29 protein-coding genes, 1 tRNA gene and 1 pseudogene are annotated in these 25580 nt (G+C 55.4%); 22 read left to right on the top strand and 9 right to left on the bottom strand.

What is annotated here, in order from left to right; all coding sequences use genetic code 11:
- Position 1: 1 nt before the first annotated feature.
- Positions 2-2038 (bottom strand): ATP-binding protein, encoded by a 2037-nt coding sequence (locus GHN92_RS19815; protein WP_095001785.1) that lies wholly within the window; start codon positions 2036-2038, stop codon positions 2-4.
- 47 nt (positions 2039-2085) lie between these two features.
- Positions 2086-2961: a putative 2-dehydropantoate 2-reductase gene (locus GHN92_RS19810; RefSeq protein WP_372239755.1), complete on the bottom strand. Its 876-nt coding sequence runs from the start codon at positions 2959-2961 to the stop codon at positions 2086-2088.
- Between the two features lie 205 nt (positions 2962-3166).
- Here GHN92_RS19810 and GHN92_RS19805 point away from each other — a divergent pair, with 205 nt between their 5' ends.
- Positions 3167-3652, top strand: a complete 486-nt coding sequence (locus GHN92_RS19805) for a YajQ family cyclic di-GMP-binding protein (RefSeq protein ID WP_007906601.1) — start codon at positions 3167-3169, stop codon at positions 3650-3652.
- Between the two features lie 136 nt (positions 3653-3788).
- Complete coding sequence (locus GHN92_RS19800; RefSeq protein WP_130872086.1) at positions 3789-4631, top strand: mechanosensitive ion channel family protein; 843 nt, start codon at positions 3789-3791, stop codon at positions 4629-4631.
- A gap of 268 nt (positions 4632-4899) precedes the next feature.
- On the opposite strand, the gene GHN92_RS19795 is transcribed toward GHN92_RS19800, so the two are convergent.
- Positions 4900-6183 (bottom strand): OprD family porin, encoded by a 1284-nt coding sequence (locus GHN92_RS19795; protein ID WP_153380894.1) that lies wholly within the window; start codon positions 6181-6183, stop codon positions 4900-4902.
- Positions 6184-6964: 781 nt separating this feature from the next.
- Between GHN92_RS19795 and GHN92_RS19790 the strand changes: the two genes are divergently transcribed.
- Complete coding sequence (locus GHN92_RS19790) at positions 6965-7390, top strand: HIT domain-containing protein (RefSeq protein WP_095001781.1); 426 nt, start codon at positions 6965-6967, stop codon at positions 7388-7390.
- Between the two features lie 2 nt (positions 7391-7392).
- Positions 7393-7599, top strand: a complete 207-nt coding sequence (locus GHN92_RS19785) for a SlyX family protein (protein ID WP_095001780.1) — start codon at positions 7393-7395, stop codon at positions 7597-7599.
- Positions 7600-7667: 68 nt separating this feature from the next.
- On the opposite strand, the gene GHN92_RS24350 is transcribed toward GHN92_RS19785, so the two are convergent.
- Positions 7668-8270 (bottom strand): cold-shock protein, encoded by a 603-nt coding sequence (locus GHN92_RS24350; RefSeq protein ID WP_095001779.1) that lies wholly within the window; start codon positions 8268-8270, stop codon positions 7668-7670.
- A 473-nt stretch (positions 8271-8743) separates the two neighbouring features.
- Between GHN92_RS24350 and GHN92_RS19775 the strand changes: the two genes are divergently transcribed.
- The 17 genes from GHN92_RS19775 to GHN92_RS19695 all read left to right on the top strand — a co-directional run bounded on the left by GHN92_RS19775 (position 8744) and on the right by GHN92_RS19695 (position 21874).
- On the top strand, positions 8744-9088 hold the full coding sequence (locus tag GHN92_RS19775) for a ribbon-helix-helix domain-containing protein (RefSeq protein ID WP_095025871.1): 345 nt from the start codon (positions 8744-8746) through the stop codon (positions 9086-9088).
- A gap of 198 nt (positions 9089-9286) precedes the next feature.
- Positions 9287-9508, top strand: coding sequence for an FmdB family zinc ribbon protein (locus GHN92_RS19770; RefSeq protein ID WP_029611571.1), 222 nt, complete (start codon positions 9287-9289; stop codon positions 9506-9508).
- 109 nt (positions 9509-9617) lie between these two features.
- A complete protein-coding gene (aspS, locus tag GHN92_RS19765) occupies positions 9618-11393 on the top strand; it encodes an aspartate--tRNA ligase (protein ID WP_016782225.1) in 1776 nt (591 codons plus the stop codon).
- Positions 11394-11502: 109 nt separating this feature from the next.
- Complete coding sequence (locus GHN92_RS19760; RefSeq protein ID WP_016782226.1) at positions 11503-12249, top strand: YebC/PmpR family DNA-binding transcriptional regulator; 747 nt, start codon at positions 11503-11505, stop codon at positions 12247-12249.
- Between the two features lie 128 nt (positions 12250-12377).
- Positions 12378-12902 carry a crossover junction endodeoxyribonuclease RuvC gene (gene ruvC, locus GHN92_RS19755; protein WP_029611572.1) on the top strand — a complete coding sequence of 175 codons (525 nt, stop codon included), beginning with the start codon at positions 12378-12380 and terminating at the stop codon, positions 12900-12902.
- Positions 12903-13012: 110 nt separating this feature from the next.
- Complete coding sequence (gene ruvA / locus GHN92_RS19750) at positions 13013-13621, top strand: Holliday junction branch migration protein RuvA (protein WP_178102652.1); 609 nt, start codon at positions 13013-13015, stop codon at positions 13619-13621.
- Positions 13622-14680, top strand: coding sequence for a Holliday junction branch migration DNA helicase RuvB (gene ruvB, locus GHN92_RS19745; RefSeq protein ID WP_095001776.1), 1059 nt, complete (start codon positions 13622-13624; stop codon positions 14678-14680).
- A 137-nt stretch (positions 14681-14817) separates the two neighbouring features.
- Positions 14818-15285 (top strand): tol-pal system-associated acyl-CoA thioesterase, encoded by a 468-nt coding sequence (gene ybgC / locus GHN92_RS19740; protein WP_016782230.1) that lies wholly within the window; start codon positions 14818-14820, stop codon positions 15283-15285.
- A complete protein-coding gene (gene tolQ, locus GHN92_RS19735) occupies positions 15275-15970 on the top strand; it encodes a protein TolQ (RefSeq protein ID WP_048363571.1) in 696 nt (231 codons plus the stop codon). The genes ybgC and tolQ overlap by 11 nt, the downstream gene beginning before the upstream one ends.
- Positions 15971-15993: 23 nt before the next feature.
- On the top strand, positions 15994-16446 hold the full coding sequence (gene tolR, locus GHN92_RS19730) for a protein TolR (RefSeq protein ID WP_162200692.1): 453 nt from the start codon (positions 15994-15996) through the stop codon (positions 16444-16446).
- The gene (gene tolA, locus GHN92_RS19725) at positions 16446-17540 is read left to right on the top strand and encodes a cell envelope integrity protein TolA (RefSeq protein ID WP_153380892.1); all 1095 of its coding nucleotides are present in this window, start codon (positions 16446-16448) and stop codon (positions 17538-17540) included. Before tolR ends, tolA begins: the two co-directional genes overlap by 1 nt.
- Positions 17541-17587: 47 nt before the next feature.
- Positions 17588-18838: a Tol-Pal system beta propeller repeat protein TolB gene (gene tolB / locus GHN92_RS19720; protein ID WP_016782234.1), complete on the top strand. Its 1251-nt coding sequence runs from the start codon at positions 17588-17590 to the stop codon at positions 18836-18838.
- A gap of 55 nt (positions 18839-18893) precedes the next feature.
- Positions 18894-19394: a peptidoglycan-associated lipoprotein Pal gene (gene pal, locus GHN92_RS19715; protein WP_003441254.1), complete on the top strand. Its 501-nt coding sequence runs from the start codon at positions 18894-18896 to the stop codon at positions 19392-19394.
- 6 nt (positions 19395-19400) lie between these two features.
- A complete protein-coding gene (gene ybgF / locus GHN92_RS19710; RefSeq protein ID WP_153380890.1) occupies positions 19401-20219 on the top strand; it encodes a tol-pal system protein YbgF in 819 nt (272 codons plus the stop codon).
- 163 nt (positions 20220-20382) lie between these two features.
- Complete coding sequence (gene queE, locus GHN92_RS19705) at positions 20383-21030, top strand: 7-carboxy-7-deazaguanine synthase QueE (RefSeq protein ID WP_095001773.1); 648 nt, start codon at positions 20383-20385, stop codon at positions 21028-21030.
- Between the two features lies 1 nt (position 21031).
- Entirely contained in the window at positions 21032-21724 is a 693-nt protein-coding gene (queC, locus tag GHN92_RS19700) for a 7-cyano-7-deazaguanine synthase QueC (RefSeq protein WP_095001772.1), read from the top strand.
- A 74-nt stretch (positions 21725-21798) separates the two neighbouring features.
- Positions 21799-21874 (top strand) — tRNA-Lys (locus GHN92_RS19695).
- 572 nt (positions 21875-22446) lie between these two features.
- On the opposite strand, the gene GHN92_RS19690 is transcribed toward GHN92_RS19695, so the two are convergent.
- The 4 genes from GHN92_RS19690 to GHN92_RS19675 all read right to left on the bottom strand — a co-directional run bounded on the left by GHN92_RS19690 (position 22447) and on the right by GHN92_RS19675 (position 24805).
- The gene (locus GHN92_RS19690; protein WP_153380888.1) at positions 22447-22941 is read right to left on the bottom strand and encodes a methyl-accepting chemotaxis protein; all 495 of its coding nucleotides are present in this window, start codon (positions 22939-22941) and stop codon (positions 22447-22449) included.
- A 341-nt stretch (positions 22942-23282) separates the two neighbouring features.
- A complete protein-coding gene (locus GHN92_RS19685; RefSeq protein ID WP_153380886.1) occupies positions 23283-23822 on the bottom strand; it encodes a PBECR2 nuclease fold domain-containing protein in 540 nt (179 codons plus the stop codon).
- Between the two features lie 81 nt (positions 23823-23903).
- Positions 23904-24479, bottom strand: a complete 576-nt coding sequence (locus GHN92_RS19680) for an SGNH hydrolase domain-containing protein (RefSeq protein ID WP_178102651.1) — start codon at positions 24477-24479, stop codon at positions 23904-23906.
- Entirely contained in the window at positions 24479-24805 is a 327-nt protein-coding gene (locus GHN92_RS19675; RefSeq protein ID WP_153380884.1) for an acyltransferase, read from the bottom strand. Before GHN92_RS19675 ends, GHN92_RS19680 begins: the two co-directional genes overlap by 1 nt.
- 142 nt (positions 24806-24947) lie before the next feature.
- Here GHN92_RS19675 and GHN92_RS19670 point away from each other — a divergent pair, with 142 nt between their 5' ends.
- Positions 24948-25226 carry an MFS transporter gene (locus GHN92_RS19670; RefSeq protein WP_178102650.1) on the top strand — a complete coding sequence of 93 codons (279 nt, stop codon included), beginning with the start codon at positions 24948-24950 and terminating at the stop codon, positions 25224-25226.
- 153 nt (positions 25227-25379) lie between these two features.
- On the opposite strand, the pseudogene GHN92_RS24255 reads toward GHN92_RS19670, so the two are convergent.
- Positions 25380-25580: pseudogene (locus GHN92_RS24255) on the bottom strand (hypothetical protein); the annotation flags it as partial.

Below are 25580 nucleotides of genomic sequence, written 5' to 3'. Positions count from 1 at the left end.
GTTACATTTCCACGTTGGTTGGTTCGGGGGAGGCCGGCTGGTTGCCGGCCAAGGGCAGGCGCAGGGTAAAACAGGTGCCTTGGCCCTGGGTTGAGTGCACTTCCATTTGGCCCTTGTGGTTGTTGGTAATGATGAAGTACGACACGGACAGGCCAAGCCCTGTGCCCTGGCCAACTTCCTTGGTGGTGAAGAAGGGCTCGAAAATTCGTTTGCGCACCGCCTCGGGCATACCGGCACCGTTGTCTTCGACCTGTATTTCCGCCCAGGGCGGGTTGAGCCTGGTGCGCAGGGTTATGCGTCCCGGCTCGCTCTGATCGGCACGTTGATGAATGGCCTGGGCGGCGTTCTTCAGCAAATTGAGCAGCACCTGCTCCAGTTCGTTGGGGATGCCGGGCACCGGTCCCAGTTGCGGGTCGAACTGGCGAGTGATGGCTTGTCCCATAAAGTCAAAACCAATGGCCAGGTCGAAATCATTGCTGGCGATGTCCAGAGCCTGGTCAATCAGGGCCGACAGATCACAGGGGCTCATCTGCCGGTTGCTGCGGCGGCTGAAGCTGAGCATATGGGTGACAATTTTCGCCGCGCGTGCACCGGCCTGTTGAATGCCATCCAGTAGTTGCGGGATTTCCCGGGCCTGCAGGTAGTGGTTGACCACCTCCAGGTCGATGCCGGTCTGCTCGGCTTGTTCGATGTTCTTGGGCAACTCGCTCGACAGGCGCCTGCGAATGTTCTGTACGTTATGCAGGATCGCTCCCAGCGGATTGTTGATTTCGTGAGCCATGCCGGCAGCCAGCCCGCCTACGGAAAGCATTTTTTCCGATTGCACCATCATGTCTTCCAGCGACAGGCGCTGGGTGATGTCATCGATGCGGATCACCACGCCGCGTCCACCACCGCCCATCAGGGGGTAAAAGGTCAGGGCATAGTGGCGGGCTTCCTCGCCCTGATTCCAGGTGACGCGTTCAATTTTTGCGACCTGGTGGTGCTCAATGGTGTCTTTGAGTTGCGGCAGGAAGGGCTTGAGAGGTTCAAATGCCAGCTCGATGGGCTTGTTCAGGGCTTCATCCAGCTGCGTGCCGGAGAGGGCGCTGGCTTCCTGGTTCCATTGGGTGACATAGAGCTGTTCGTCCAGTGCAATCAGCGCCGAAGGCATGGAGTCGATGATGCAGTTGAGGTAGTTCTGAAAACCGGTAAGTTTTTTCTCGATTTTGCTGCGTACCTGGACTTCCAGTTCCAGCTTGCGATTGGTGTTGCGGGTTTCTTCGGCCAGCGACTGCGCTTGATCGTACGCCTGGCGGGCCTCGTCCCGTGCGCGCTTGAGCGCTTGATCGCGTACTTCAATGCGCGACAGCATGGTGTTGAATGCCTCGGCCAGGCTACCGATTTCGTCGTTGTTGCCGGGCGCCGCGCGCAATGCGTAGTTCTCCTCGCGAGTGACCTGGCGGGACAGTTCTTCAAGGCGGTGAATAGGCTGGGTAATCAGGCGCTTGATCTGCCGCGCCACCACGAACCAGAGCAAAGCGCTGATGATCAGAATGCCCAGGCTGGCCGTTAGCGTGCCGGTATAGAACGCCATTGGCAGTTCGCTGCTGGCGATCAGCAACAAATGCCCGGGGGGCTGGTCGCCGTTATGCAGGCGGGTGATTTGATGGCTGCGCAGTTCGGTGAGGCTCCAGGCCTCAAGTTGACGATAGTGCTCCGGAAGTGGCAGGTGTTCGCCGTGTTGCAGTTGTCCCAGCAGGTTGCCCGCGCTGTCATAAATTGCGGCAGCACGCAGGGGGGCGTAGCTGCCGATCTCGTTGAGCAGGGCTTTGGCGCTTTGCGGCGAGTCCAGTGCGTGGGTGATCAGGTCGGGGTTTGCGGTCAGCTTGCCCAGGGTTTGCAGGGCTTGCGGAGCCGTGCTCTCGTGGGAGATCCAGTACGCGACGCTGATAAACGTCAAGTTGGCCACCAGCAATACGGTGGCCAGCAAGGCGAGCAGGGCGGTCAGCAGCTTCTGGCCTACCGGGAGGTTTTCAAGGCGCTGGCGCAAGGGCATGAGATGGCCATTTGATAAAAGAACAGAAGGGCAGGGTAGCGCGGCCCTCAGTTGCAGGGCAATCCGCGCTGGCGCAGGTGTTCGCTCAAGCGTTGGTGCAGACCTTGCAGACAGGGGACGGCGAACTGTCGGTTGCGGGCGGCAGTGCAAGCGTAGCCCAGCAAGTAACTGATTTCGGTGCGCCGGCCCTGGCTGACATCTTGGTGCATCGATGAATAATTGTTGGCTGTCGCCTGGATGACCCGGTGCACCTCGGTGGCCAGGTCGATGGCGGCTTCTGCCTGGCCGCAGTGTTCCAGCAAGGCGCTGAGTTCGGCGCACAGGGTGTTCACTTCGGCATCATGGGCTTGCAAGCCGCCGTTGCGGCAATCATGGAGCACCGTCAGTGGGTTAATCGCACAGTTTAGTGCCAGTTTGCGCCACAACCTGCTCAGAATATTCGGGCTCCATTCATTGGCAATGGCGCTGAGTTGAAGCTCTTCCAGCCATTGAGGGGCAGGGCCATGACGTGGGTCGCCCAGCCAGGTATGGCCACGCCCGGCAAACACTACGCGCCAGTCGCCATCGCGATAGGCGCCTTCAGTGCTGGAGGCGAAGATGCAACGCGCGTGGGGTACCTGCGCAGCGACGGCCTGCTGGCTGCCGAGGCCATTTTGCAACAGGATCAGTTCGGCACCCGGGCTCAGGCGCCCGGCGATTTGCTTGACCGCCTGCTCGGCGTCGTATGCCTTGCAGGTGACCAGCAAGCGCTGGATAGGCTCGTCGGTTTCAGGGGTTTGTGCGCTGATGGGCCAGTGTTGCGAATCTTCGCCTTCAATCAGGGTCAACTTTTGCACGGCTTTATAGGCTTGCAGGCGGTCGTCGTTGCGCAGAATGAGGGTGACGGGCAGGCCGGCGCGTGCCAGTCGTGTTGCCCACAGCATCCCCATGCTGCCTGCACCGAGAATGTGCCAGGTGGTGCTAGCCCGTGCCGGTGCGTTTGGGGGATTTTGTGGGATGGCCGAATCTGGCATGTGAGCTCGCAAGTGAATGAAGTCGAAGAACCGCTATAATGCCCGCGCATTTTAACTGTCAGGTCAGGCGTGCTCCATCTGTGTTGAGCGCGCCGTTTATTATTGGAGAAATTACATGCCGTCGTTCGACGTGGTATCCGAACTGGACAAGCACGAAGTCACCAACGCCGTTGAGAACGCCGTCAAGGAGCTGGACCGTCGTTATGACCTCAAGGGTAAAGGTACTTTCGAGTTCAAGGAAAAGGATTTGACGGTCAACTTGACCGCTGAAGCCGACTTCCAGCTCGAAGCCATGATCGAGATCCTCAAGCTGGCACTGGTCAAGCGCAAGATCGACGTTCAGTGCCTTGAGGTCAAGGACGCTTACGCTTCGGGCAAGTTGATGAAGCAGGAAGCGGTGCTCAAGGAAGGCATTGATAAAGAGCTGGCGAAAAAGATCGTCGCTCACGTCAAGGACGCCAAGCTCAAGGTTCAGGCCGCCATTCAGGGCGAGCAAGTGCGTATCACGGGTAAAAAACGTGATGACCTGCAAGAAGCCATCGCTGCGTTGCGTGCCAAAACGTTCGACATGCCGCTGCAGTTCAACAACTTCCGCGACTGATCACCACCCGGGGAACCTCTGGCGATCATTGACGTCCGATTTTCCTGGGCGCTGCAGAAACGATTGAGCTGCCAGGGTGGCTCGATCGTTTTGCTGAATAAATGACGCTGGCTGGTAATGGCGTGAGGAGATAAAAATGGATTTGAACACTGAAGTTGATCAATTGATCAAGGCCTCCCAGGCCTGGGTTCCGATGATCATGGAGTACGGCAGTCGCGTGCTGCTGGCACTGGTTACCCTGGCTGTCGGCTGGTGGCTGATTAACCGCCTGACGACCAAGATCGGTCAGTTGCTGGCGTTGAGAAAGGCGGATCTTGCGCTGCAGGGCTTTATCAGCAGCCTGGCCAATATCATTCTCAAGATATTGCTGATTGTCAGTGTTGCATCGATGATCGGTATTCAGACCACCTCGTTTGTGGCAGCCATCGGTGCGGCAGGTCTGGCCATTGGCCTGGCATTGCAGGGCAGCCTGGCCAACTTTGCAGGTGGGGTACTGATTCTGTTGTTCCGCCCGTTCAAGATCGGTGACTGGATCGAAGCTCAAGGTGTAAGCGGGACTGTCGACAGCATTCAGATTTTCCACACGGTGCTGCGTACCGGTGACAACAAAACCGTCATCGTGCCAAACGGTAACCTGTCCAACGGCATCATCACCAACTACAACCGTCAGCCGACGCGCAAGGTGGTGTTTGATGTGGGTGTGGACTACGAAGCTGATCTGCAGAAGGTGCGTGAAGTGTTGTTGGCGCTGGCCGATGACCCGCGCGTGCTGAAGCAGCCTGCTCCGGTCGTTGTGGTGACTGCCTTGGGCGACAGTGCTATCACCATGTCGCTGCGGGTTTGGGTCAACACCCCGGATTACTGGGATGTACTCTTTATGCTCAACGAGCATTCGCGTGACCGCTTAAAGGCTGAAGGTATTGATATTCCTTTTCCGCAGCGTGTAGTACGTGTGGTTCAGGAAGTGGCTGCGGAATAAGGCCGGGAACTGCACCTGATTATTGAGTCAGGTCTGGATAAACAATTAAAGGGGCTAAGGCCCCTTTAATTGTTTTTGTCGCTTGTGGTCGCCGCTGCGAATGCATGATCGGACATATATGTATAACTGATAATTAGTTGCATTCGGCTCTGTTAGTTAGCTTGCTATATAACTTGGTTTTATGTCGGCCAATAAAAAGCCACGCCCTGAGACAGGTGCGTGGCTTTCACTAAACAGTGTGTTTGCAACTAGAGCCCTTAGGCCTCGGTTACAAGATGTTCAGTGGGTACTCGGCAATGATACGTACGTCGTTGTTGTCTGTGCCGTTCACGCTGTTGTTGCCGTTGGTGCGGTAAACCGCGCTACGCAGACGCAAGGACAGGTCTTTGGCCGGGCCTTCCTGCAATACGTATTTGGTCTCGAAGTCGAACTCGTGCTCTTTGCCTTCGCCCGTGCTGGTGGAGATGTTGTCACCTTTCACGTAGCGAGCCATGAAGCTCAGGCCTGGCACGCCGTAGCTGGCCATGTTCAGGTCGTAGCGACCCTGCCAGGAGCGTTCGTCACGCTGGTTGAAGTCGGAATATTGCACGGAGTTGGCGAGGAAAATAGTACCGCCGCCATCTACGCCGTAGTAGTAAGCGCTGTCACCGGTGGAGCGCTGGTGAGCGATGGTGAACTTGTGGGCGCCCAGGCTATAGGCGGCTGCCAGGCTCCAGATTTTGTTGTCAACGTCGCCGGCGCGTTCCTGACCCTGGCTCGAGGTTCTGTAGCCGTTGAAGTCGAAGTTCAGGGCTTGAGACTCTGCGATTGGCAGGGTGTAGTTCAGGTTGATGTACTGCTTCTTGAAGTAGTCATCAACATCGGATGCGGCAATGCCGCCGACGAAGTTGTCAGTGAACTGGTAGGTTGCGCCGGCAATATTGGCGGCGGTCAGGCCTGGCTCGCCTTTGCCGTTGATGCTGTCACGGGCCATGCCAGTCTGGGAGCTCAGTGCGGTGAAGCGACCTGCGGTCAGCTCCAGGCCTTTGATTTCCTTGCTGGTGATCAGGGTGCCGGTAGCAACCTCAGGCAGCAGGCGGCTGTCGTCGGTGGAGAAAACCGGGCTGGCGACGAACTGGTTGCCGTATTTCAGCTCGGTGTCGGACAGGCGGAATTTGACCGCGCCGCCGATTTTCCCTTGGGTATCTTCAGGGGAGCCATCGCTTTTGCTGGCGAACAGGCCGTTGCCCTGGCGACCGGCACCGCCATCCAGGCGTGCAGTACCCATGGCGAAAGCATCAACACCGACACCAATGGTGCCTTGGGTGAAACCGGACTGGTAGTTGAGCAATTCGCTCAGACCCCAATCTTCGCGGTAGCCGCTTTTGCCACCGTTGGTTGGGTTGCTGGCACCATTACGGAAGTCGCGGTTCATGTACAGCATGCGGGTTTTGGAAGTCAGCGTGCTGTCTTCAACGAAACCTTTTGCGTCGTCCTGGGACGAAGCCATTGCGAACTGAGTAGTGCCGGCTGAAACAGCCAGGGCGATCATGCTCCACTTCATCACGCGCATCGTGATTTGCTCCTTTGGTTTTTAGGAAGAGTACTGCCGTCCCACCTGAATTATTATCTGGGCGGCTCTTTCTTTTTGTGTCGGCGCAAACTTATATCACGCCGGCAATATTGGCGATACTTGCTCTCATAACCTTTCAGCTTCTTTACAGCTATGTCGCAAATGGCACCCCACATGTCGCAAGCGCGCCGCTTAGAGCCTTGTTTGAGCATCTATTCAGTACTGTTTCCAGTGTTGGGCATATGATTGATTTCATGTTGCCTACAATGAAAACTCAAAATTCCTACTGTTTAGCTATTGTTATTTATCGTCAGGTTGCTGTGCTCCTGCTCAGGCCTGGCGACTGTGTCAATGATCTATGCAACAAGCGTGCTCAAATTCCTGCCTGGATGAAAAATAATTAAGATTCTGCGTTTTTGAGCTATGAGGCCTGATCTTGCTTGGGTCAAACGGCGATAAAGCTGCCTTCAGGGTGTTGTTTTTTGTTGCAAGGAGTGGTGCCTGTCCCGGATTTACGCCTTAAGCGTTACCGGTTAACACCCGCTGGGGTGGCAGGTGACGTTTTGGCGCGCTTGAAACATGCGCTTTGTGCAGTTTTGGTGCATAAGTGTTCGAGCACTGTTGCTTGGGCGTGCAGCGCCGCATTTGCGGTGCGTGCAGGGCTGGAGGCGTGATGCCAGTCGCAATCAAGGGTATCCTTGATTCCTGTCGTCTGGCCTGCGGTGAGTGTCACCGGGTGCCGGGTTGTGCTGAAATGAACGGTCAAACAGGAGAGCTCCCAGTGTTCGCTTTGGATACACGTCTTCAAGAGGATACCTGGCTGATAGGGGACTTCCCCTTGTGCCGCTTGCTGCTTTCCAATGATTCGAATTACCCCTGGTTTATCCTGGTGCCGCGACGCGAGGGTATAACTGAACTGTTTCAATTGGATGACGCCGACCAACAGCGGATGTGGGCTGAGACCACGGCTTTGGCGCGGGTGCTGAAAGAGTCGTACGGTGCGGATAAAATCAATGTTGCCACCCTGGGTAATGTCGTCAGTCAGTTGCACATGCATGTGATTGTTCGTTACCGGGCTGATGTGGCATGGCCAGGGCCTGTCTGGGGCAAGCATCCTGCAAAACCCTATGCGCCGGCAGAGGTGCGTGCTGTCCGGGACAGGCTGGCATCGGCTCTTGATGCAAGTTTTACTATTTCGGAGGGTTGATCGTGACGCTTGAAGCGCGAGTGATGGACCTTGAAAGCCGCGTGGCTTTTCAGGATGACACCATTCAGGCATTGAATGATGTGCTGGTGGCCCAGCAGAACGCCGTGGATCGTCTGCAGATGCAGATGGCCGCCTTGCTCAAGCGCCAGGAGGAAATGGGCGGGCAGTTCGAGTCGTTTGAAGAAGAGGCTCCGCCACCGCACTATTGATTGTTTTGTGCAGGCATAAAAAAACCGCGATTCAGCCTGGCTGATCGCGGTTTTTTTTCAGGCTTGAATCAGCGGCGCGGCAATGCTGCGATCACGTCTTCGGCCTGCAGGCCCTTGTCGCGGTTCATGACCGAGAACTCGACACGTTGCCCTTCCACCAAAACACGGTGGCCCTCGCCACGAATGGCGCGGAAGTGTACAAAAATATCATCACCGGAATCTCGGGAGATAAAGCCGAAACCCTTTGAGGTGTTGAACCATTTGACAGTCCCTGTATCGCGGTTGGTCATGTCATAGCTTTGCGAGGACGACGAAGGTGACGATTTATAGAAGCTGACAGCAAGATGAAGCAGTACGGCAATAACAGCAGGTGTCAGGCCCAGGAGAACAGCGGGCTGATCACCAATCGGCAGCAGCAGGCCGAACAGGGTCAGGGTCTGCAGGACAACGGACAGTACCAGCAGCGCACTGACCAGATTCTGCAGTTGATGGCGCGGGCCTTTATTCCAGAATGGAATGACTGGGGCCAGTGTCAGGTTCAGCAGGCCAAAAAACGCCAGGTAAAGGGCATCAGGATGTTGTAGGTAAGGTAAAGCTTCAGATTGCAGGCTGGGAATAAAGGACAGCAGCAAAGCCGCTGCACCCGTTATCAGGTGGACGATTTTCAACATTTCAATGACTCACATTAAGATAGATCGCAAGGAAGAGCTGATTGCGCACGGTTCGCTTCAGAAAAAATGGAGGCGCTGGACACGTGAGTTCATCAGCCTATGCGCCCTCGCCGGAGGCGAAAATTGGGCAACACGCTGCCTATTTAACAGCAAAGCTTGGGTCTACTCAAATTAAGCGTATGGGTCTATCTGTGAGTGAGACTGTTCGATGAGGCATAGGCAAAATCAGCTTATTACGAAAGCCTTGTCTTAGACGCATGTAGGCCTCTGGTCTGGGGATTGGGGGGTGGTGTGATCTGATGGGGGTGCTGCCTGCTCCGTCCATGACCATATTCGCCGCACGTAGCGAGAGCGCTCCTACAGATTTGCGGGTTTGATCCGCTGGATAAGAATTTTTACATGTCGTTTTATGAGGCAAGTTCTTTGAAAAAAGAGTAATCAAATCCAATGATGCGCAATGGAGTGCTTTTGCGATGGGGCGATTGATGCGGCAAGAAAATGCCGGGTGCAGATCAATGCAGAGGGTCAGGATTGACCCTGCCATTCTGGACTTTGGCATCACGCTGGCCCGGCCATTATCACGTTCAGTACGGTTGAATGGCTTTGCCACCTGTTTGCGGCTTGAGGAAGTGTATTGGGAGGTGTTGTCCGATATATCACGTATCAACAAGTGCTCAATAAATACGCTGCTGTCCTATATCGACCTGGAGGTTCACTTGCGCCATGGCGGGGTGAAGAACTTCAGTGGGTTCATTCGGGTCGTCTGCGTCATGCATTTGTTGAAAATGGGTCGCGGCCTTCAGGAGGTAAAACAGTAGCAGGTGTTTGCGGGTTGAAGGCCGCAGCCGGCTGGAGGTGCATGCTCGACGGCTTGTAATCGCCCAATATTTATGATGCATTTAGGCGCTTCTGGCTGTTCATGCGGCTGCAATGGCTCGATTTACCAGATATAATCTCGCTCTTTGCTGTGCGGCCCTGCTTAAGGGTTGCCGCTAACGGATTGTCGAGACACGCCAATGCCCATGTACGATTACCAGTGCGCTTCCTGTGGTCATCAGCTGGAAGCCATTCAAAAGATCAGCGCTGCACCGCTGGTTGATTGTCCAGCCTGTCAGGCCCCCGAGCTGAAGAAAATGCTGTCCATGCCGGGTTTCCGCCTTAGCGGTACAGGCTGGTATGAAACAGACTTCAAGACAGGCTCGAAAAAGAATCTGGCAGGCGGCGATAAATCCGACTGAGGTCTAGCGAAAGCAGTCAGAACACAAGCGGGCTCTTGCAAGGTTACCAGCACCGACGGTGCGCAAGACCTCCACCGAATTTCGAATTACGAGAAGTGAAACCACTACCATGATGCGCAGCCATTATTGCGGCCAACTGAACGAAAGCCTGGACGGCCAGGAAATTACCCTTTGCGGATGGGTTCACCGTCGCCGTGACCACGGTGGGGTGATTTTCCTCGATATCCGTGATCGTGATGGTCTGGCCCAGGTGGTTTTCGACCCGGATCGCGCTGAGACCTTCGCCGCTGCCGACCGTGTGCGCAGCGAGTATGTTGTCAAGATCACCGGCAAGGTGCGTCTGCGTCCTGCCGGTGCAGGCAATACCAACATGGCGTCGGGCATGATTGAAGTGCTGGGCTATGAGCTGGAAGTGCTGAACGAAGCAGAAACCCCGCCATTCCCGCTTAACGAATTCTCGGATGTCGGCGAAGAAACCCGTTTGCGCTACCGCTTTATCGACCTACGTCGCCCGGAAATGCTCGAGAAGCTGCGCCTGCGTTCGCGCATGACCACCAGCATTCGTCGTTACCTGGACGAAAACGGCTTCCTGGACGTTGAAACACCGATCCTGACCCGTGCCACCCCTGAAGGCGCACGTGACTACCTGGTGCCTAGCCGTACTCACGCCGGTTCGTTCTTTGCACTGCCGCAATCGCCACAGCTGTTCAAGCAGTTGCTGATGGTTGCCGGTTTTGACCGCTACTACCAGATCGCCAAGTGCTTCCGCGACGAAGACCTGCGTGCTGACCGTCAGCCTGAGTTCACTCAGATCGACATCGAAACCAGCTTCCTCGATGAAAAAGACATCATGGGCCTTACCGAAGGCATGATCCGCAACCTGTTCAAGGAAGTGCTGGATCTGGAATTCGGCGAATTCCCGCACATGACCTTCGAAGAGGCCATGCGCCGCTACGGCTCCGACAAGCCTGACCTGCGTAACCCGCTGGAACTGGTTGACGTTGCCGATCAGCTCAAAGACGTGGATTTCAAGGTGTTCAGCGGCCCGGCCAACGACCCTAAATGCCGTATTGCGGCCCTGCGGGTTCCGGGTGCTGCAAGCATGCCGCGCAAGCAGATCGACGACTACACCAAGTTTGTCGGCATCTACGGTGCCAAAGGCCTGGCGTACATCAAGGTCAACGAGCGCGCCAAAGGCGTGGAAGGTCTGCAGTCGCCGATCGTTAAAAACATCCCTGAGGCCAACCTGAACGTGATCCTGGATCGCGTCGGTGCCGTCGATGGCGATATCGTGTTCTTCGGTGCCGACAAGGCCAAGATCGTCAGCGAGGCCCTGGGCGCGCTGCGTATCAAGGTGGGTAACGATCTGAACCTGCTGACCTGCGAGTGGGCCCCTATGTGGGTGGTCGACTTCCCGATGTTCGAAGAGAACGACGACGGCAGCTTCAGCGCCTTGCACCACCCGTTCACTGCACCGAAGTGCTCGCCTGAAGAGCTGGAAGCCAACCCGGCAACCGCGATCTCCCGTGCCTACGATATGGTCTTGAACGGTACCGAGCTGGGTGGCGGTTCGATCCGTATCCATCGCAAGGAAATGCAGCAAGCGGTATTCCGCCTGCTGGGTATCGAAGAAGCCGAGCAGGAAGAGAAATTCGGCTTCCTGCTGGACGCCCTGAAGTACGGCGCGCCGCCCCATGGTGGCCTGGCCTTCGGTCTGGATCGTCTGGTCATGCTGATGACCGGTGCACAATCGATTCGTGAAGTGATTGCCTTCCCGAAAACCCAGAGTGCTGCCTGTGTCATGACACAAGCACCTGGCGTGGTTGACGCCAAAGCGTTGCGCGAGCTGCATATTCGTTTGCGCGAACAAGCCAAGGCAGAGTAAGTCTGACCTTCAAAGGCGCATCTTCGGGTGCGCCTTTGCATTTGGGGTCGAGAATTTTTATTGTCAGGCCTTGGCCTGGCAAGGTTTTTAAAGGGATTCGGAGTGCGTTATGGCAGGTCATTCTAAGTGGGCGAACATCAAGCACCGCAAAGAGCGTCAGGATGCCAAAAAAGGCAAGATTTTCACCAAGTGGATCCGTGAACTGACCGTTGCTGCCCGTCAAGGTGGCGGCGATCCGAGTTCCAATCCGCGCCTGCGTCTGGCGCTGGACAAGGCCCTTGGGGCGAACATGAGTCGCGATATCATTGATCGCGCCGTGGCCCGTGGTGCCGGTGCGGCTGATACCGATGACATGGTCGAATTGAGCTACGAAGGCTATGGCCCGGGTGGCGTAGCCGTAATGGTCGAGTGCATGACCGACAACCGTAACCGTACTGCTGCGGCTGTACGCCATGCGTTCAGCAAGTGTGGCGGCAACCTGGGTACTGACGGTTCTGTTGCCTATCTGTTCGAGCGCAAGGGCCAGATCTCCTATGCAGCCGGCGTTGATGAGGATGCCTTGATGGAAGCCGCGATGGAGGCCGATGCCGACGACGTGGTGACCAACGAAGATGGCTCCATCGATGTGTTCACGTCGTTCTCCAGCTTCTATGCCGTGCGTAACGCCCTGGAAGCGGCAGGTTTCAAGCCGACGGATGCTGAAATCGTCATGTTGCCGACCACCAGTGCCGAGCTTGATCTGGAGGGCGCAGAAAAGGTTCTCAAGTTGATCGACATGCTTGAAGACCTGGATGACGTCCAAAACGTCTACTCCAATGCTGAAATCCCTGACGCCGTCCTGGAACAGCTTGCCTGAGCGATTGCGTCAATCAAGAGGCCGGAGGTGCTCCGTCGCGACAATCGCGGCGCTGGGCACCTCCGGCTTCTGCCTTTAAGCTGTCCGGGTATGTGCCGGTGGGCATCACTTCATAAGCTGTAGGCGTTATGACTCTTATTCTTGGTATCGATCCGGGTTCGCGAATCACCGGTTATGGCGTCGTGCGAGACACTGGGCGTGGCTGTGTGTACGTGGCTTCGGGATGTATTCGTACGGGGAGCGGCGAACTGCATGAGCGGTTGCAGATCGTCTATCGTGGGGTGCGTGAGGTTATTCAGACGTACGGTCCTGTCACCATGGGCATCGAAAAGGTGTTTATGGCCCGCAATGCCGATTCGGCTCTCAAGCTGGGGCAGGCCAGGGGCGCGGCCATTGTTGCGGGAGCCGAAGAAAACCTGGAGATCGCCGAGTATTCGGCAACCCAGGTCAAGCAGGCGGTGGCGGGTACAGGTGGCGCCAATAAAGAACAGGTGATGATGATGGTCATGCACCTGCTCAAGCTGACCAGCAAGCCGCAAATCGATGCGTCGGATGCCCTTGCGATTGCCTTGTGCCATGCCCACACTCGCTCCAGCTTGCTGCCCCACGGGCTGGGTGCGGCCCGTAGCCGTGGCGGGCGTTTGCGGCTGTGAAACGCAATTTTTAACTGGATTGGGCTTCCTGGCAGGGCTTCATCTGTAATGATGCGGCTCTGTCTTTGTATTTGTCAGCCATTGATCTGGCCAGTGAAAGGATCTGAAACGTGATTGGACGCTTGCGCGGCACTCTGGCTGAAAAACAGCCGCCGCACCTGATTCTCGATGTAAACGGCTTGGGTTATGAGCTGGAAGTACCGATGACCACGCTTTATCGATTACCGTCTGTCGGCGAGCCACTGACCCTGCATACCCATCTTGTGGTTCGCGAAGACGCCCAGTTGCTCTATGGTTTCATAGGCAAGCGCGAGCGTGACTTTTTTCGTGAGCTGATCCGGCTCAACGGCGTCGGCCCCAAGCTGGCGCTGGCGTTGATGTCCAGCCTGGAAGTCGATGAGCTTGTGCGCTGTGTGCAGGCTCAGGACACATCGGCCTTGACCAAGGTTCCGGGGGTGGGCAAAAAGACCGCGGAACGACTGCTGGTAGAGTTGAAGGATCGTTTCAAGGCGTGGGAGCAAGTACCCAGCATGTTCGCCCTGGTCCCTAATCAGCCGGATGCTCCGGTGCCGGTCGCCAGCGCTGAAAATGATGCGGTGAGTGCCTTGATCTCCCTGGGCTATAAGCCTCAGGAAGCGAGCAAGGCGGTTTCTGCGATCAAGGATAAAACGTTGAGCAGTGAAGACATGATTCGCCGAGCCCTCAAGGGGATGATTTAAGTGATTGAAGCTGATCGACTGATTACAGCCTCAAGCGGGCGGGACCGGGAAGAAGTTCAGGATCGGGCGATTCGGCCTCTGAGCCTGGCCGACTATATTGGCCAGCCCACCGTTCGCGAGCAGATGGAGCTGTTTATCCAGGCTGCGCGCGGGCGTGCCGAATCGCTGGATCACACATTGATCTTTGGGCCGCCCGGGCTGGGCAAGACGACGCTGGCCAACATCATCGCCCAGGAAATGGGCGTATCGATCAAGAGCACTTCCGGGCCTGTTCTGGAGCGCCCGGGTGATCTGGCTGCGCTGCTGACCAACCTTGAGCCCCATGATGTGCTCTTTATCGATGAAATCCATCGCCTTTCACCCATTGTCGAGGAAGTGCTTTACCCGGCCATGGAGGACTTCCAGCTCGATATCATGATTGGCGAAGGGCCGGCTGCGCGTTCCATCAAACTCGATCTGCCGCCTTTTACCCTGGTGGGGGCGACCACGCGCGCCGGGATGCTGACCAACCCGTTGCGTGATCGTTTCGGGATTGTTCAGCGACTGGAGTTCTATAGTACTGACGACCTGGCGACGATTGTCAGTCGCTCGGCGGGTATCTTCGGTTTGCCGCTCGACCCTGAAGGTGCGTATGAAATTGCCCGGCGGGCTCGCGGGACACCGCGTATCGCCAACCGTTTGCTGCGTCGTGTGCGGGATTTTGCCGAGGTGCGTGCCAAGGGGCATATCACCAAGCCGGTCGCTGACCTGGCGTTGAACCTGCTGGACGTAGATGAGCATGGTTTTGATCATCAGGACCGGCGATTGCTGCTGACCATGATCGAGAAGTTCGATGGCGGGCCTGTGGGAGTCGATAGCCTTGCCGCAGCAATCAGCGAAGAGCGTCATACGATTGAAGATGTGCTGGAGCCGTATCTGATTCAGCAGGGTTACATCATGCGTACGCCGCGTGGTCGCGTTGTGACCCGGCATGCGTATTTGCACTTTGGTTTAAACATTCCGTCACGATTAGGCGATATGCCTGTGGTAGACGAATTTCTGAATGCTTTGGATGATTAATAAGCCGTTAGCGGTCGATTTTTTTAAGGTTTTTGCTGTCTCAAGGACTGGCGCTGAAAATCTTCGGTCATAAAGGCCAAGAAGCGTAAAAAACAGTGGTTTGGCGGATTGGCAACCTGAGGAGTAAGCACTAGAGTATGCGCGCGCAAAACAGGCTTGAGCCGTTCGCACATCGCTGTCGCGTTTATTACGAGGACACCGATGCGGGTGGCGTCGTGTATTACGTAAATTATCTAAAGTTTATGGAGCGGGCTCGAACCGAAAGGCTGCGGGAATTGGGGTTTGCCCAGTCCGCGCTGGCAGGCGAGAACCTGTTATTTGTCGTGCATTCCAGCGAGGCGCGCTACCACGCACCGGCGCGACTGGACGACGAACTGTTGGTAAGTGCGCAAGTGATGGAACTCAACCGTGCCAGCCTGCGTTTCAAGCAGCAGGTCTGGCGGGCTGCAGATGCAACGCTGCTCTGTGAAGGGCAGTTTTTGGTGGCCTGTGTGCGCGCCGATAGTTTTAAACCCCGAGCCATTCCCGAAGCTCTACGTACGGCCTTTGCCGACGTGAGCGGCGCGGGTAAACATTTAGAGCAGGAGATAAAGCGTGGAAGCTAACGTCGTCGACCATTCCTCCATGTGGAGCTTGGTCAGCAATGCCAGCATTGTTGTGCAGTTGGTAATGTTGACCCTGCTGGCCGCATCGGTTACCTCGTGGGTCATGATTTTTCAGCGCAGCACCATGTTGCGCGCCGGTCGACGTGCCCTTGAAAGCTTTGAAGAGCGTTTTTGGTCGGGTATCGACCTGTCGAAACTGTATCGTCAGGCAGGTAGCAATCCGGATCCGGACTCGGGCGTGGAACAAATCTTTCGTGCCGGTTTCAAAGAGTTCTCGCGTCTGCGTCAGCAGCCGGGCGTTGATCCTGAAGCGGTTATGGAAGGTGTGGCGCGTGCCATGCGCGTGGCCATCTCCCGTGAAGAAGAAAAGCTTGAACAAAGCTTGCCGTTCCTGGCCACCGTTGGTTCCGTAAGCCCGTATATCGGCCTGTTTGGTACCGTATGGGGCATCATGAACTCCTTCCGTGGCCTGGCCACTGCCCAGCAGGCGACACTGGCGACTGTAGCGCCAGGCATTGCCGAAGCACTGATCGCAACGGCCATCGGCTTGTTCGCGGCCATCCCGGCAGTTATTGCTTACAACCGTTTTGCTGCCCGTAGCGAAACGCTGATCGGCCGCTACTACACCTTCGCCGATGAATTCCAGGCGATCCTGCACCGCAAAGTGCACACCAGCGAAGAATAAGCAGGTAATTTCCAATGGCTTTAATCGCTCGAGCGCGTAAAAAGCGCAAGCCGGTCGCCGAGATGAACGTAGTGCCTTACATCGACGTGATGCTGGTGCTGCTGGTCATTTTCATGGTGACCGCACCGATGCTCAACCAGGGTGTGAAGGTTGATTTGCCCAAGGTCTCCAGCGAGGCTTTGCCGCAAGACAACAATACCCAGGTTCTGACCATTTCGATCAAGGCTGACAAGACCTATTTCTGGAACCTTGGCAGCGAAGTCGACACCGACAAGCAGATGGACAAGGCAATGACCTTGCCCCAGATGACTGACGCCGTGACCAAGATCATCCGCGCAGGCAATGAAGGCGGCAAGCACACCCAGGTGTTTATTCGCGGTGACAAGACCGTGGATTACGGGGCGGTAATGGGGGCTATGGGTGGTCTGCAGAAGGCCGGGGTCGGTAACGTTGGCTTGATAACCGAGGCTCCCTGATGCGCGAACAGCGGGAGCCGTCCGCCTCTGAAAACTATTTTTGGCCTGCAGTCTGGGCGGTAGGGTTGCACGTCCTGATTTTTGGCCTGCTGTTTGTCAGCTTTGCCATGACTCCGGAACTGCTGCCTTCCAAACCGATTGTTCAGGCGACCTTGTACCAGCTCAAGTCCAAAAGTCAGGCGACCACCCAGACCAATCAAAAGATTGCGGGTGAGGCGAAGAAATCCGCCGCGCGCCAGACCGAAGTCGAGCAGATGGAACAAAAGAAGGTTGAGCAGGAAGCTGTAAAAGCTGCGGAACAAAAGAAAGAAGAGGCTGCCGAAAAAGCTGCAGAAGCCAAGAAGGCTGACGAAGCCAAAGCGAGCGAGGCCAAAAAGGCAGACGAGGCGAAGAAGGCTGATGAAGCCAAGAAAGCCGATGATGCCAAAAAGGCCACTGAAGCCAAAAAAGCCGAAGAGAAAAAACTGGCTGACATAGCCAAGAAAAAATCCGAGGAAGAGGCCAAGAAGGCTGCGGAAGAAGAGGCCAAGAAAAAGGCCGCGGAAGACGCCAAGAAAAAAGCGGCTGAAGATGCGAAGAAAAAAGCAGCTGAAGACGCCAAGAAAAAGGCCGTAGCAGACGAGGCGAAAAAGAAATCCGCCGAAGATGCGAAGAAAAAGGCCGCTGCCGATGCCGCCAAGAAAAAGGCCGTGGAAGCAGCTCGTAAATCGACCGAAGAGAAAAAGGCGCAAGCCTTGGCTGATTTGCTTTCCGATACGCCGCAACGCCAGCAGGCGCTGGCAGATGAGCAAGGTGATGAGGTCGCCGGCAGTTTCGATGACTTGATTCGTGCTCGTGCAGCAGAAGGGTGGGCCCGTCCGCCATCGGCGCGCAAAAACATGACAGTGGTGCTGCAGATCGGCATGTTGCCAGATGGTACGGTAACCTCTGTGACGGTTGCCAAATCCAGCGGTGACGGACCGTTCGACAGCTCCGCAGTGGCAGCGGTCAAGAATATTGGCCGTTTAACGGAAATGCAGGGTATGAAACCCAGCGATTTTAATCCTTATCGATCGTTCAAGATGACATTCACACCTGAGGATCTAGCCTTGTGATTAAACTTTTTCGAGGACTGCTGGTCGTCGTCTGCTGCCTGGCAGGGATGGCTGTAGCAGATGAAAAGAACATCCTGGTCACCAGTGGCAGCGATCGGGCAACGCCAATTGCCGTAGTCCCTTTTGGTTGGCAGGGCGGTACAGTGCTGCCGGACGACATGGCTGAAATTATCGGCAATGACCTGCGCAACTCGGGTTACTACGCGCCGATTCCAAAGCAGAACATGATCGGCTTGCCTACCCAGGCCAGCGAAGTCATTTTCCGCGACTGGAAAGCCCTGGGTGCCCAGTACGTAATGGTAGGCAATATCGTGCCGGCAGGCGGTCGCCTGCAGGTGCAATACGCCTTGTTCAACGTTGCAACCGAGCAGCCAGTACTGACTGGCAGTGTGTCGGGCACGGCTGAACAGCTGCGGGACATGGCGCATTACATCTCCGATCAGTCGTTTGAAAAACTGACCGGTATCAAAGGTGCATTCTCCACCCGTCTTCTTTACGTGACGGCCGAGCGTGCCAGTGCCACCAACACCCGTTACACCCTGCAACGTTCGGACTACGACGGTGCCCGTGCCGTGACCCTGCTGCAATCCCGTGAGCCGATCCTGTCGCCGCGTTTTGCGCCCGATGGCAAACGCATCGCTTATGTGTCGTTCGAGCAGAAACGTCCTCGCATCTTCGTGCAGAACATTGATACCGGCCGCCGTGAGCAGATCACCAATTTCGAAGGTCTGAACGGTGCGCCAGCATGGTCGCCGGACGGCTCGAAACTGGCGTTCGTATTGTCCAAGGACGGTAATGCCGAGATCTATGTGATGGATCTGGCTTCCCGAGGGTTGACTCGTGTTACCAACAACCCTGCAATTGATACAGAACCTTTCTGGGGTAAAGATGGTTCTACCATCTATTTCACCTCCGACCGTGGCGGCAAACCACAGATCTACAAGACCAACGTTGGCAGCGGTAACGCAGAGCGCGTGACCTTTATCGGCAACTACAACGCCAGTCCTAAGCTTTCGGCTGACGAAAAGACCCTGGTAATGATCCATCGTCAGGACGGCTTCACCAATTTCCGTGTTGCGGCGCAAGATTTGCAGCGTGGAAGCGTGAAAATCCTCACAGATACCAACCTTGATGAGTCTGCTACTGTTGCGCCCAACGGCACCATGGTAATCTACGCCACCCGCCAGCAGGGCCGGGGAGTCTTGATGCTCGTGTCCATTAATGGACGCGTAAGGCTCCCTCTTCCTACCGCTCAAGGCGAAGTCAGAGAACCTTCCTGGTCCCCTTACCTGAACTGACGTGGTGATAGCTTTACGTTGCACATAACACTTGGGGTTCATTAGGAGTTTTACGATGGAAATGCTGAAGTTTGGTAAATTTGCTGCGCTGGCACTGGCCATGGCTGTAGCTGTAGGTTGCTCGTCCAAAGGCGGCGACAATGCCGGTGAAGGCGCTGCTGTTGATCCAAACGCTGGTTACGGCGCAAACACTGGCGCTGTTGATGGTTCCCTGAGCGAAGAAGCTGCTCTGCGCGCTATCACTGTTTTCTACTTCGAATACGATTCTTCGGACCTGAAACCAGAAGCAATGCGCGCTCTGGACGTTCACGCCAAAGACCTGAAAGCTAACGGCGCTCGCGTTGTTCTGGAAGGTAACACTGACGCCCGTGGTACTCGTGAGTACAACATGGCACTGGGCGAGCGTCGTGCGAAAGCCGTTCAACGCTACCTGGTACTGCAAGGCGTTTCTCCAGCACAGCTGGAGCTGGTGTCCTACGGTAAAGAGCGTCCAATCGCTACTGGCAACGACGAACAGTCGTGGGCTCAAAACCGTCGCGTCGAACTGCGTAAGTAATTCGTTATGCGAACGTGCCGCCGTGCTGTAACTATTCTGACTCTCAGCCTCCTGCCGCTATCGGCATGGGCTGCGGTTCCTGTGGTCGATGACAACTCTGGCTATAACAATAGCGGGGGGAGTTATCCGTCACCGGGTTATGGTGCGAGCGGCGCCTATGCCGGGGGAGGGGTTTCGACCCCTGTCTCGGCACAGGGCGAGCTGTTCAACCAGCTGCAACAAATGCAGGAACAGATTGCACGCCAACAGGGTGTGATTGAAGTTCTGCAGAACGACATTTCGCGCATGAAACAAGAAAGCCTGGAGCGATACCAGGAACTTGATCGGCGTATTGGTGCTGGCATTGCTCCTGCTGCCGCCCCTGATAATTCTTCTGCTGGTGGCGCTAATGCCGCCGGTAATACAGCAGCGCCTGCTTCCCAGGCCGCTGCCAGTGCCGAGCCTGGCAATCCGGCGAAAGAGAAGCTCTATTACGATGCTGCTTTCGACCTGATCAAAGCCAAGGACTTCGACAAGGCCAGCCAGGCATTTACTGCCTTTTTGCGCAAATACCCCAACAGTCAGTACGCGGGTAACGCCCAGTACTGGTTGGGAGAAGTAAACCTGGCCAAAGGTGATTTGCAAGCGGCAGGCCAGGCCTTTGCCAAGGTCAGCCAGTTGTACCCCAAGCATGCCAAAGTGCCGGACTCGCTCTACAAGCTTGCTGATGTAGAGCGCCGCCTGGGCCATACCGACAAGGTAAAAGGCATTCTGCAGCAGGTTGTAGCCCAGTATCCAGGCACTTCCGCTGCACAGTTGGCGCAACGCGACTTGCAGCGTATGTAAGCAATAACCGGCTTTAATCGAGAAACCCGCGCCTGTCGCGGGTTTTTTCGTTAGAATCCACGCCCTTTTATGAAATACGCTCTTCTGGATCCTGCGCGAGCAGATTTTTTGGAGTGCCTGACGGAGGCGGACAGCCTGTTTAGCTGTTACGCCCGTGGCGAATATGCAAGACACATTGAGAATTACCGAAGTTTTTTACTCGTTGCAGGGTGAAACGCGGACGGCTGGCCTGCCCACCGTTTTTGTGCGCCTGACTGGCTGCCCTTTGCGCTGCGGTTACTGTGACAGCGCTTATGCCTTCAGTGGCGGGACTGTGCGCCCTCTGGACGACATCCTTGAGCAGGTTGCCGGCTTTCGCCCGCGTTATGTGTGCGTGACAGGCGGCGAGCCGCTGGCCCAGCCCAATGCCATTCCTCTACTTAAGCAGCTCTGCGATGCGGGCTATGAAGTCTCGATCGAGACCAGTGGTGCGCTGGATATCTCGGCGGTAGATCCGCGCGTCAGTCGCGTGCTGGATTTGAAAACGCCGGGCTCCAAGGAGTCCCACCGCAACCTCTACGAAAACATCGCCCTGTTGACGCCCAACGACCAGGTCAAGTTTGTGATCTGCTCGCGGGAAGACTATGACTGGGCAGTGTCCAAGTTGATTGAATACGGGCTGGAGCGACGTGCAGGCGAAGTACTGTTTTCGCCGAGCCACCATGACCTGTCAGCCCGTGACCTGGCCGACTGGATCGTGGCGGATAACCTGCCAGTACGTTTGCAAATGCAGCTGCACAAATATCTGTGGAATGACGAGCCGGGGCGCTGAAATGACTGAACAAACTGTTGTCACTGAAAAACGGGCCGTGATCCTGCTGTCTGGCGGCCTCGACTCGGCAACCGTCGTGGCCATGGCTCGTGCCGAGGGCTACAGCTGCTACACCATGAGCTTTGACTACGGTCAGCGCCATCGTGCTGAACTGGACGCTGCTGCACGTGTTGCACGGGATCTGGGGGCTGTTGAGCATAAAGTTATCGGCCTGAACCTGGACGGCATGGGTGGCTCGGCATTGACCGACAGCTCCATAGACGTGCCCGAGGCCCCGAGTGAAGGCATTCCGGTTACTTATGTTCCGGCACGCAATACCGTGTTCCTGTCCTTGGCGCTGGGTTGGGCAGAAGTGCTGCAGGCGCGAGATATTTTTATCGGTGTCAATGCGGTGGACTACTCGGGTTACCCGGACTGCCGTCCAGAGTTTATCGAGGCCTTTGAGGTCATGGCCAACCTGGCGACCAAGGCCGGAGTAGAGGGGCAGGGCTTCAGTATCAAGGCGCCTCTGCAAAACCTGAGCAAGGCACAAATCGTACAGGCAGGTATAAAGCTGGGCGTGGACTATTCGCTGACAGTTTCCTGCTACCAGGCTGACAATCAAGGGCGTGCCTGTGGCAAATGCGACAGTTGCCGTTTGCGTGCAGAAGGCTTTGCAGCTGCCGGAATTAGCGACCCAACCCGTTATTTTTGAATTATTTCGGATTTATTTCTGAGCGGGTATTGAATTCTCGTTAGAAATCAGTATTATACGCCCCACAACGAAGCGGGTCGTTAGCTCAGTTGGTAGAGCAGTTGGCTTTTAACCAATTGGTCGTAGGTTCGAATCCCACACGACCCACCATATCGCTACACCAAAACAGCCGGTCTAGTCCTCAGGATTAACCGGCTTTTTTGTGTCCGGGATTTGGTGGGGCGCGGGTCTGAATGTGTGCACTGCACAGATTTCTTCGTAGACATGCAGCCGTCTAAATCGAACACTAATTTCGACTTCAGGTGATGTCAATATGGAGCGGTCGAGTTATTGGCTGTTTTTAGCGATTTAAGCAATGTCTGTCGGAAGGTGGATTTTGCTGTTGCAGGAACATTCTTTTTGATCTGCAAAGCGTTTCAGATGATTGCTACCTTGAGCTTACAAGCCTGCTCGGATCTCTCCGGGGTTTGTTGCCTTCAGTGCGATTGCTACGATCCTGGTTCCGCATTTCCTAACCCCAATTGTGGATCTTCATGCCACCGACCTGACTGATCATCAAGGTGAGCAGCAGAGAGGGCTCCGTACCTTCATCCATGGCGGCTGGGGCAGTCCAGTTCCCGTGACCCCGTCGCCGGGCCGGATCAGGTTGATCTGGCTCAGTTGCGTACTACCGGGTGGCGCCACGGACAGAAAGCGCTCGCCACCTCGATATTCGATGCCGATTACGGTGAACGGAGGAGGTTGGGGCGCAGGTGGAGGTTTCTTGCGAATAACCGGTTTTGGGGAGGGGCAACCATTGGTGGCTCTGAAGCTTGAGGATTGCACAGTTCCTGCAGCCGGATATCGATCATCTCGATACTGGCCTTGAGCACCATCACCTGCTCCTCGGCAGCTGTTACGCGCAGGGAAAGGTCATGGGTGGTTTCAGTCGCTTGCTTGGCATACGCCTGAACGGTATCGATGCGATTGGAAAGCGCCTGTTGGCCCGAGCGGAAGTCGTCGTTGGTAACCAGGTGCTTGCTGTCAACGGCGTCCAGCCGCTCATCAACCTTGGCCAGTCGTGTGAGCAGCGCGTTCAGCGAGTCCTTGTCAGCGGTGGATGCCAAGTCATTGCTCACAAGGGACAACTGGTGATTCTCGTAGGCCAATACACTGGCCAGGGCGATCAGGCAGAGGCTGAAGATCAATGTGGTGCGGGTGGGACGTGGAAGTTTCATGGGCGGCCTCGCGTGAGAACGAGGACATCCTGTCAATCTGGGTTGTGGAGCGCAGCTGGAAATAGGTTTTTCGCGCGCAGTTGTTTTAAAGGTCGTGGAGGTCATCAACCGAGCAATATCACCTTGGCTTATAGGCCAGCGGTCTTAATGCTGAGCAGGCGGTTGATCTTTTTTGATGGATCATAAATAATGTTTTGGAGCGCGAAACCAGTTGCCTCCAGCGGCTATAACTGGCGTAGGAACCCCGTCGATGGCTGGCACATCAGCGTAGGGTGAGACCTCCACACCCCTGCTTGAGGGTGTGTATATGAATATCAAGCACACTCCCTAAAGGGCAGTTCTCAGGACTGCCCTTTTTCTTTGTCCGTGATTAAAGGCTTATAGCGCTGGTGCTGCAGCTCGCCATGTCGATGCTTGTTCAGTGACTTGGCGTCCGTTTGCATGAAATTCCAGAACAAAAGCCCGTCTCGCACAGCGACAATGACCAGCATCTGGCGCTTTGCTTCGTAGGCTCCTATAAAGGCCAAGCGGTACGAGCCATCATCGTATTCAACCTTCCAAACCTCAAAAGGCCCAGTAAGCGTGTCCATGGCCATTTTCACATAGCGTTCGCGAGCATCGGCACGCTTTTCTACTATGTCATAGAAGCTTTTTCGGTCGACGGTTACTAACCCCATGGGTGTCTCAATGGTGAGGGATAAAATGGCCGGGTTAACAAAACCCAAATATTGAGCGACCAGATCTATGGCTGCTTCATGGCTATCGGCTGCCTCCACCTTATCTACTGCAGATGAACGCAGCTCACGCTCAAGGGTTCTCAAATCAGGGAGCCCGTAATCAACCCACGTTGGCTGGCCTTTTATTTCTTTTATGGGGGGCATCTACCATGTCCAAAAAAGCATGCTCGGAAACGTCCAGGCGAGTTGCTGTCCACCAGTAGGGCAACCATGGAATTGGGGGCGTTAAATCTGTTCAATGATTCCATTGAACAACCCTTTCAATTGCTCGTTACCAGCATCCACCAGGTGGTTGTCGTCGTAGTACAGCGGCACACCGTCCCTTGAGCCCATGCATTGCCCGTTTGGGCAAAGGTATGGGGTTGGGTCAATAACCTTGGCATTGCATTGCTTTGCCGCGACTTCAATGGCGTGCTTGGCTACGCGATTACGTCTCTCATAGTCCTGCAGTGAAACGGTGATGTCCGATGAGTACTGGAAAATGCGTTTATGCAGGTTCAAACCTTTGTAGATGTTGAACGGCATTTCCGGGATCGGTTTGACGATATGCACCGGACGATTTTCTGCGATGGCACACACAACCTTGGTGTACTCAGCGGCGTATGTATCGGCAAATGACTGCCCCGTGAGGTGCTCCTTACCCGGGAAGTACACGCGGTAACTGTTGCCTCTCCTCGTATCGGTGTACATGGCTGCTCTACTGAACAGAACGACGGGTACACCCTGGTGTGAGTTTTTCAATGCCAGAAACTTTTCGTTGTTGAATCCTTGGCATTTGCTCTCCAGATCTTTGTCATGCATTACAACAAGCTGCTCTTGATGGCCCTGATCAACTCGCGGTAGTCATCGAGAGGAAAATAGACAAACCCGAAGATCAGCAACGCTGCACACAGAGTCAGCAAAGCCGGAATGATTCGCCGTGCCCTGGAGGCGTAAAAGCCCAAGAGTGAGAAGTTTTGATTGTGGAGGCCGTTGACGATGATTCCGGTCATCAGAAAACCGGAGATAACAAAGAAGATGTCGACTCCAGCAAAGCCCCCGCCGAACCCTCCGATTTTGAAGTGAAACAACACAACGGAAATGACCGCGAGCGCTCGCAGCGAATTTATATTCTTTCGGAACTGCATTTGTGTAATCCATGAAATAGGTCAGTAGTGCGAGAGCACCGCATTGCGCGGGGTACTATAGGGAATAACCTATTTCAAAGAGGTAGGCTCGTATGTATATGTAATAGTTAATAATTTAAGTAAAATCTGTAGTTTGGTTCTTGTGCTCCTCAGCGTTGCGACCTGGGGGCTGACGTTTGGTGGCGCTCCCTCGTTACTACAGACGGCCATTGCCTATACCGCCGGTGACGGGGCCGATGTAGCGCAGTCGATGCTGGTCGCCATCTTCAATCTGGCAGTGGCCGGAGGTAGCATTGCTGGTGACTTGTTGCTGGAACAGGCGGGGCCGAGCTCTTTTTCCCCAACACGGCTGATACTGGCGCTGCTCGGTCTGTCCGTGGTTTGGTTCGCCAGGGCCAATGGGCCGCCAGGTGCATGTTGAAGCTAATAAAATAGCTTGAGAGCCTGCTTTCGGCACAAAGTATGTAAAGACACCTCCGCGAACCCAGGCGATGATTGCTGAGGATTTCACCGCAGTAATTCAATGCTGAGCTTATAGCAATATCTGTCCGGCCAGCACAGCTGCATATGGACGCTATGATTCGAGATGCTTTTCCAAAAATATACTATTGGGATCATATTCATATCCGCCGAATGGCCCTCGACGCTGATATCCGTTGCGCTCATAAAATGAAATTGCTTCCAGTTGTCGATAGCCGGGGCGGTTGCAGGAGCTGAGTGCAACACGGTTATTGAATTGAAGCCGGAGCATCATGCCGCATAGCCAAGGCTTCCT

The sequence above is a fragment of the Pseudomonas sp. FSL R10-2964 genome (assembly GCF_009600035.1).
GTDB classification, from domain to species: domain Bacteria; phylum Pseudomonadota; class Gammaproteobacteria; order Pseudomonadales; family Pseudomonadaceae; genus Aquipseudomonas; species Aquipseudomonas bubulae.
Note: the sequence above shows the minus strand (reverse complement) of the source record. Positions and strands in the feature narration are given on the sequence as shown.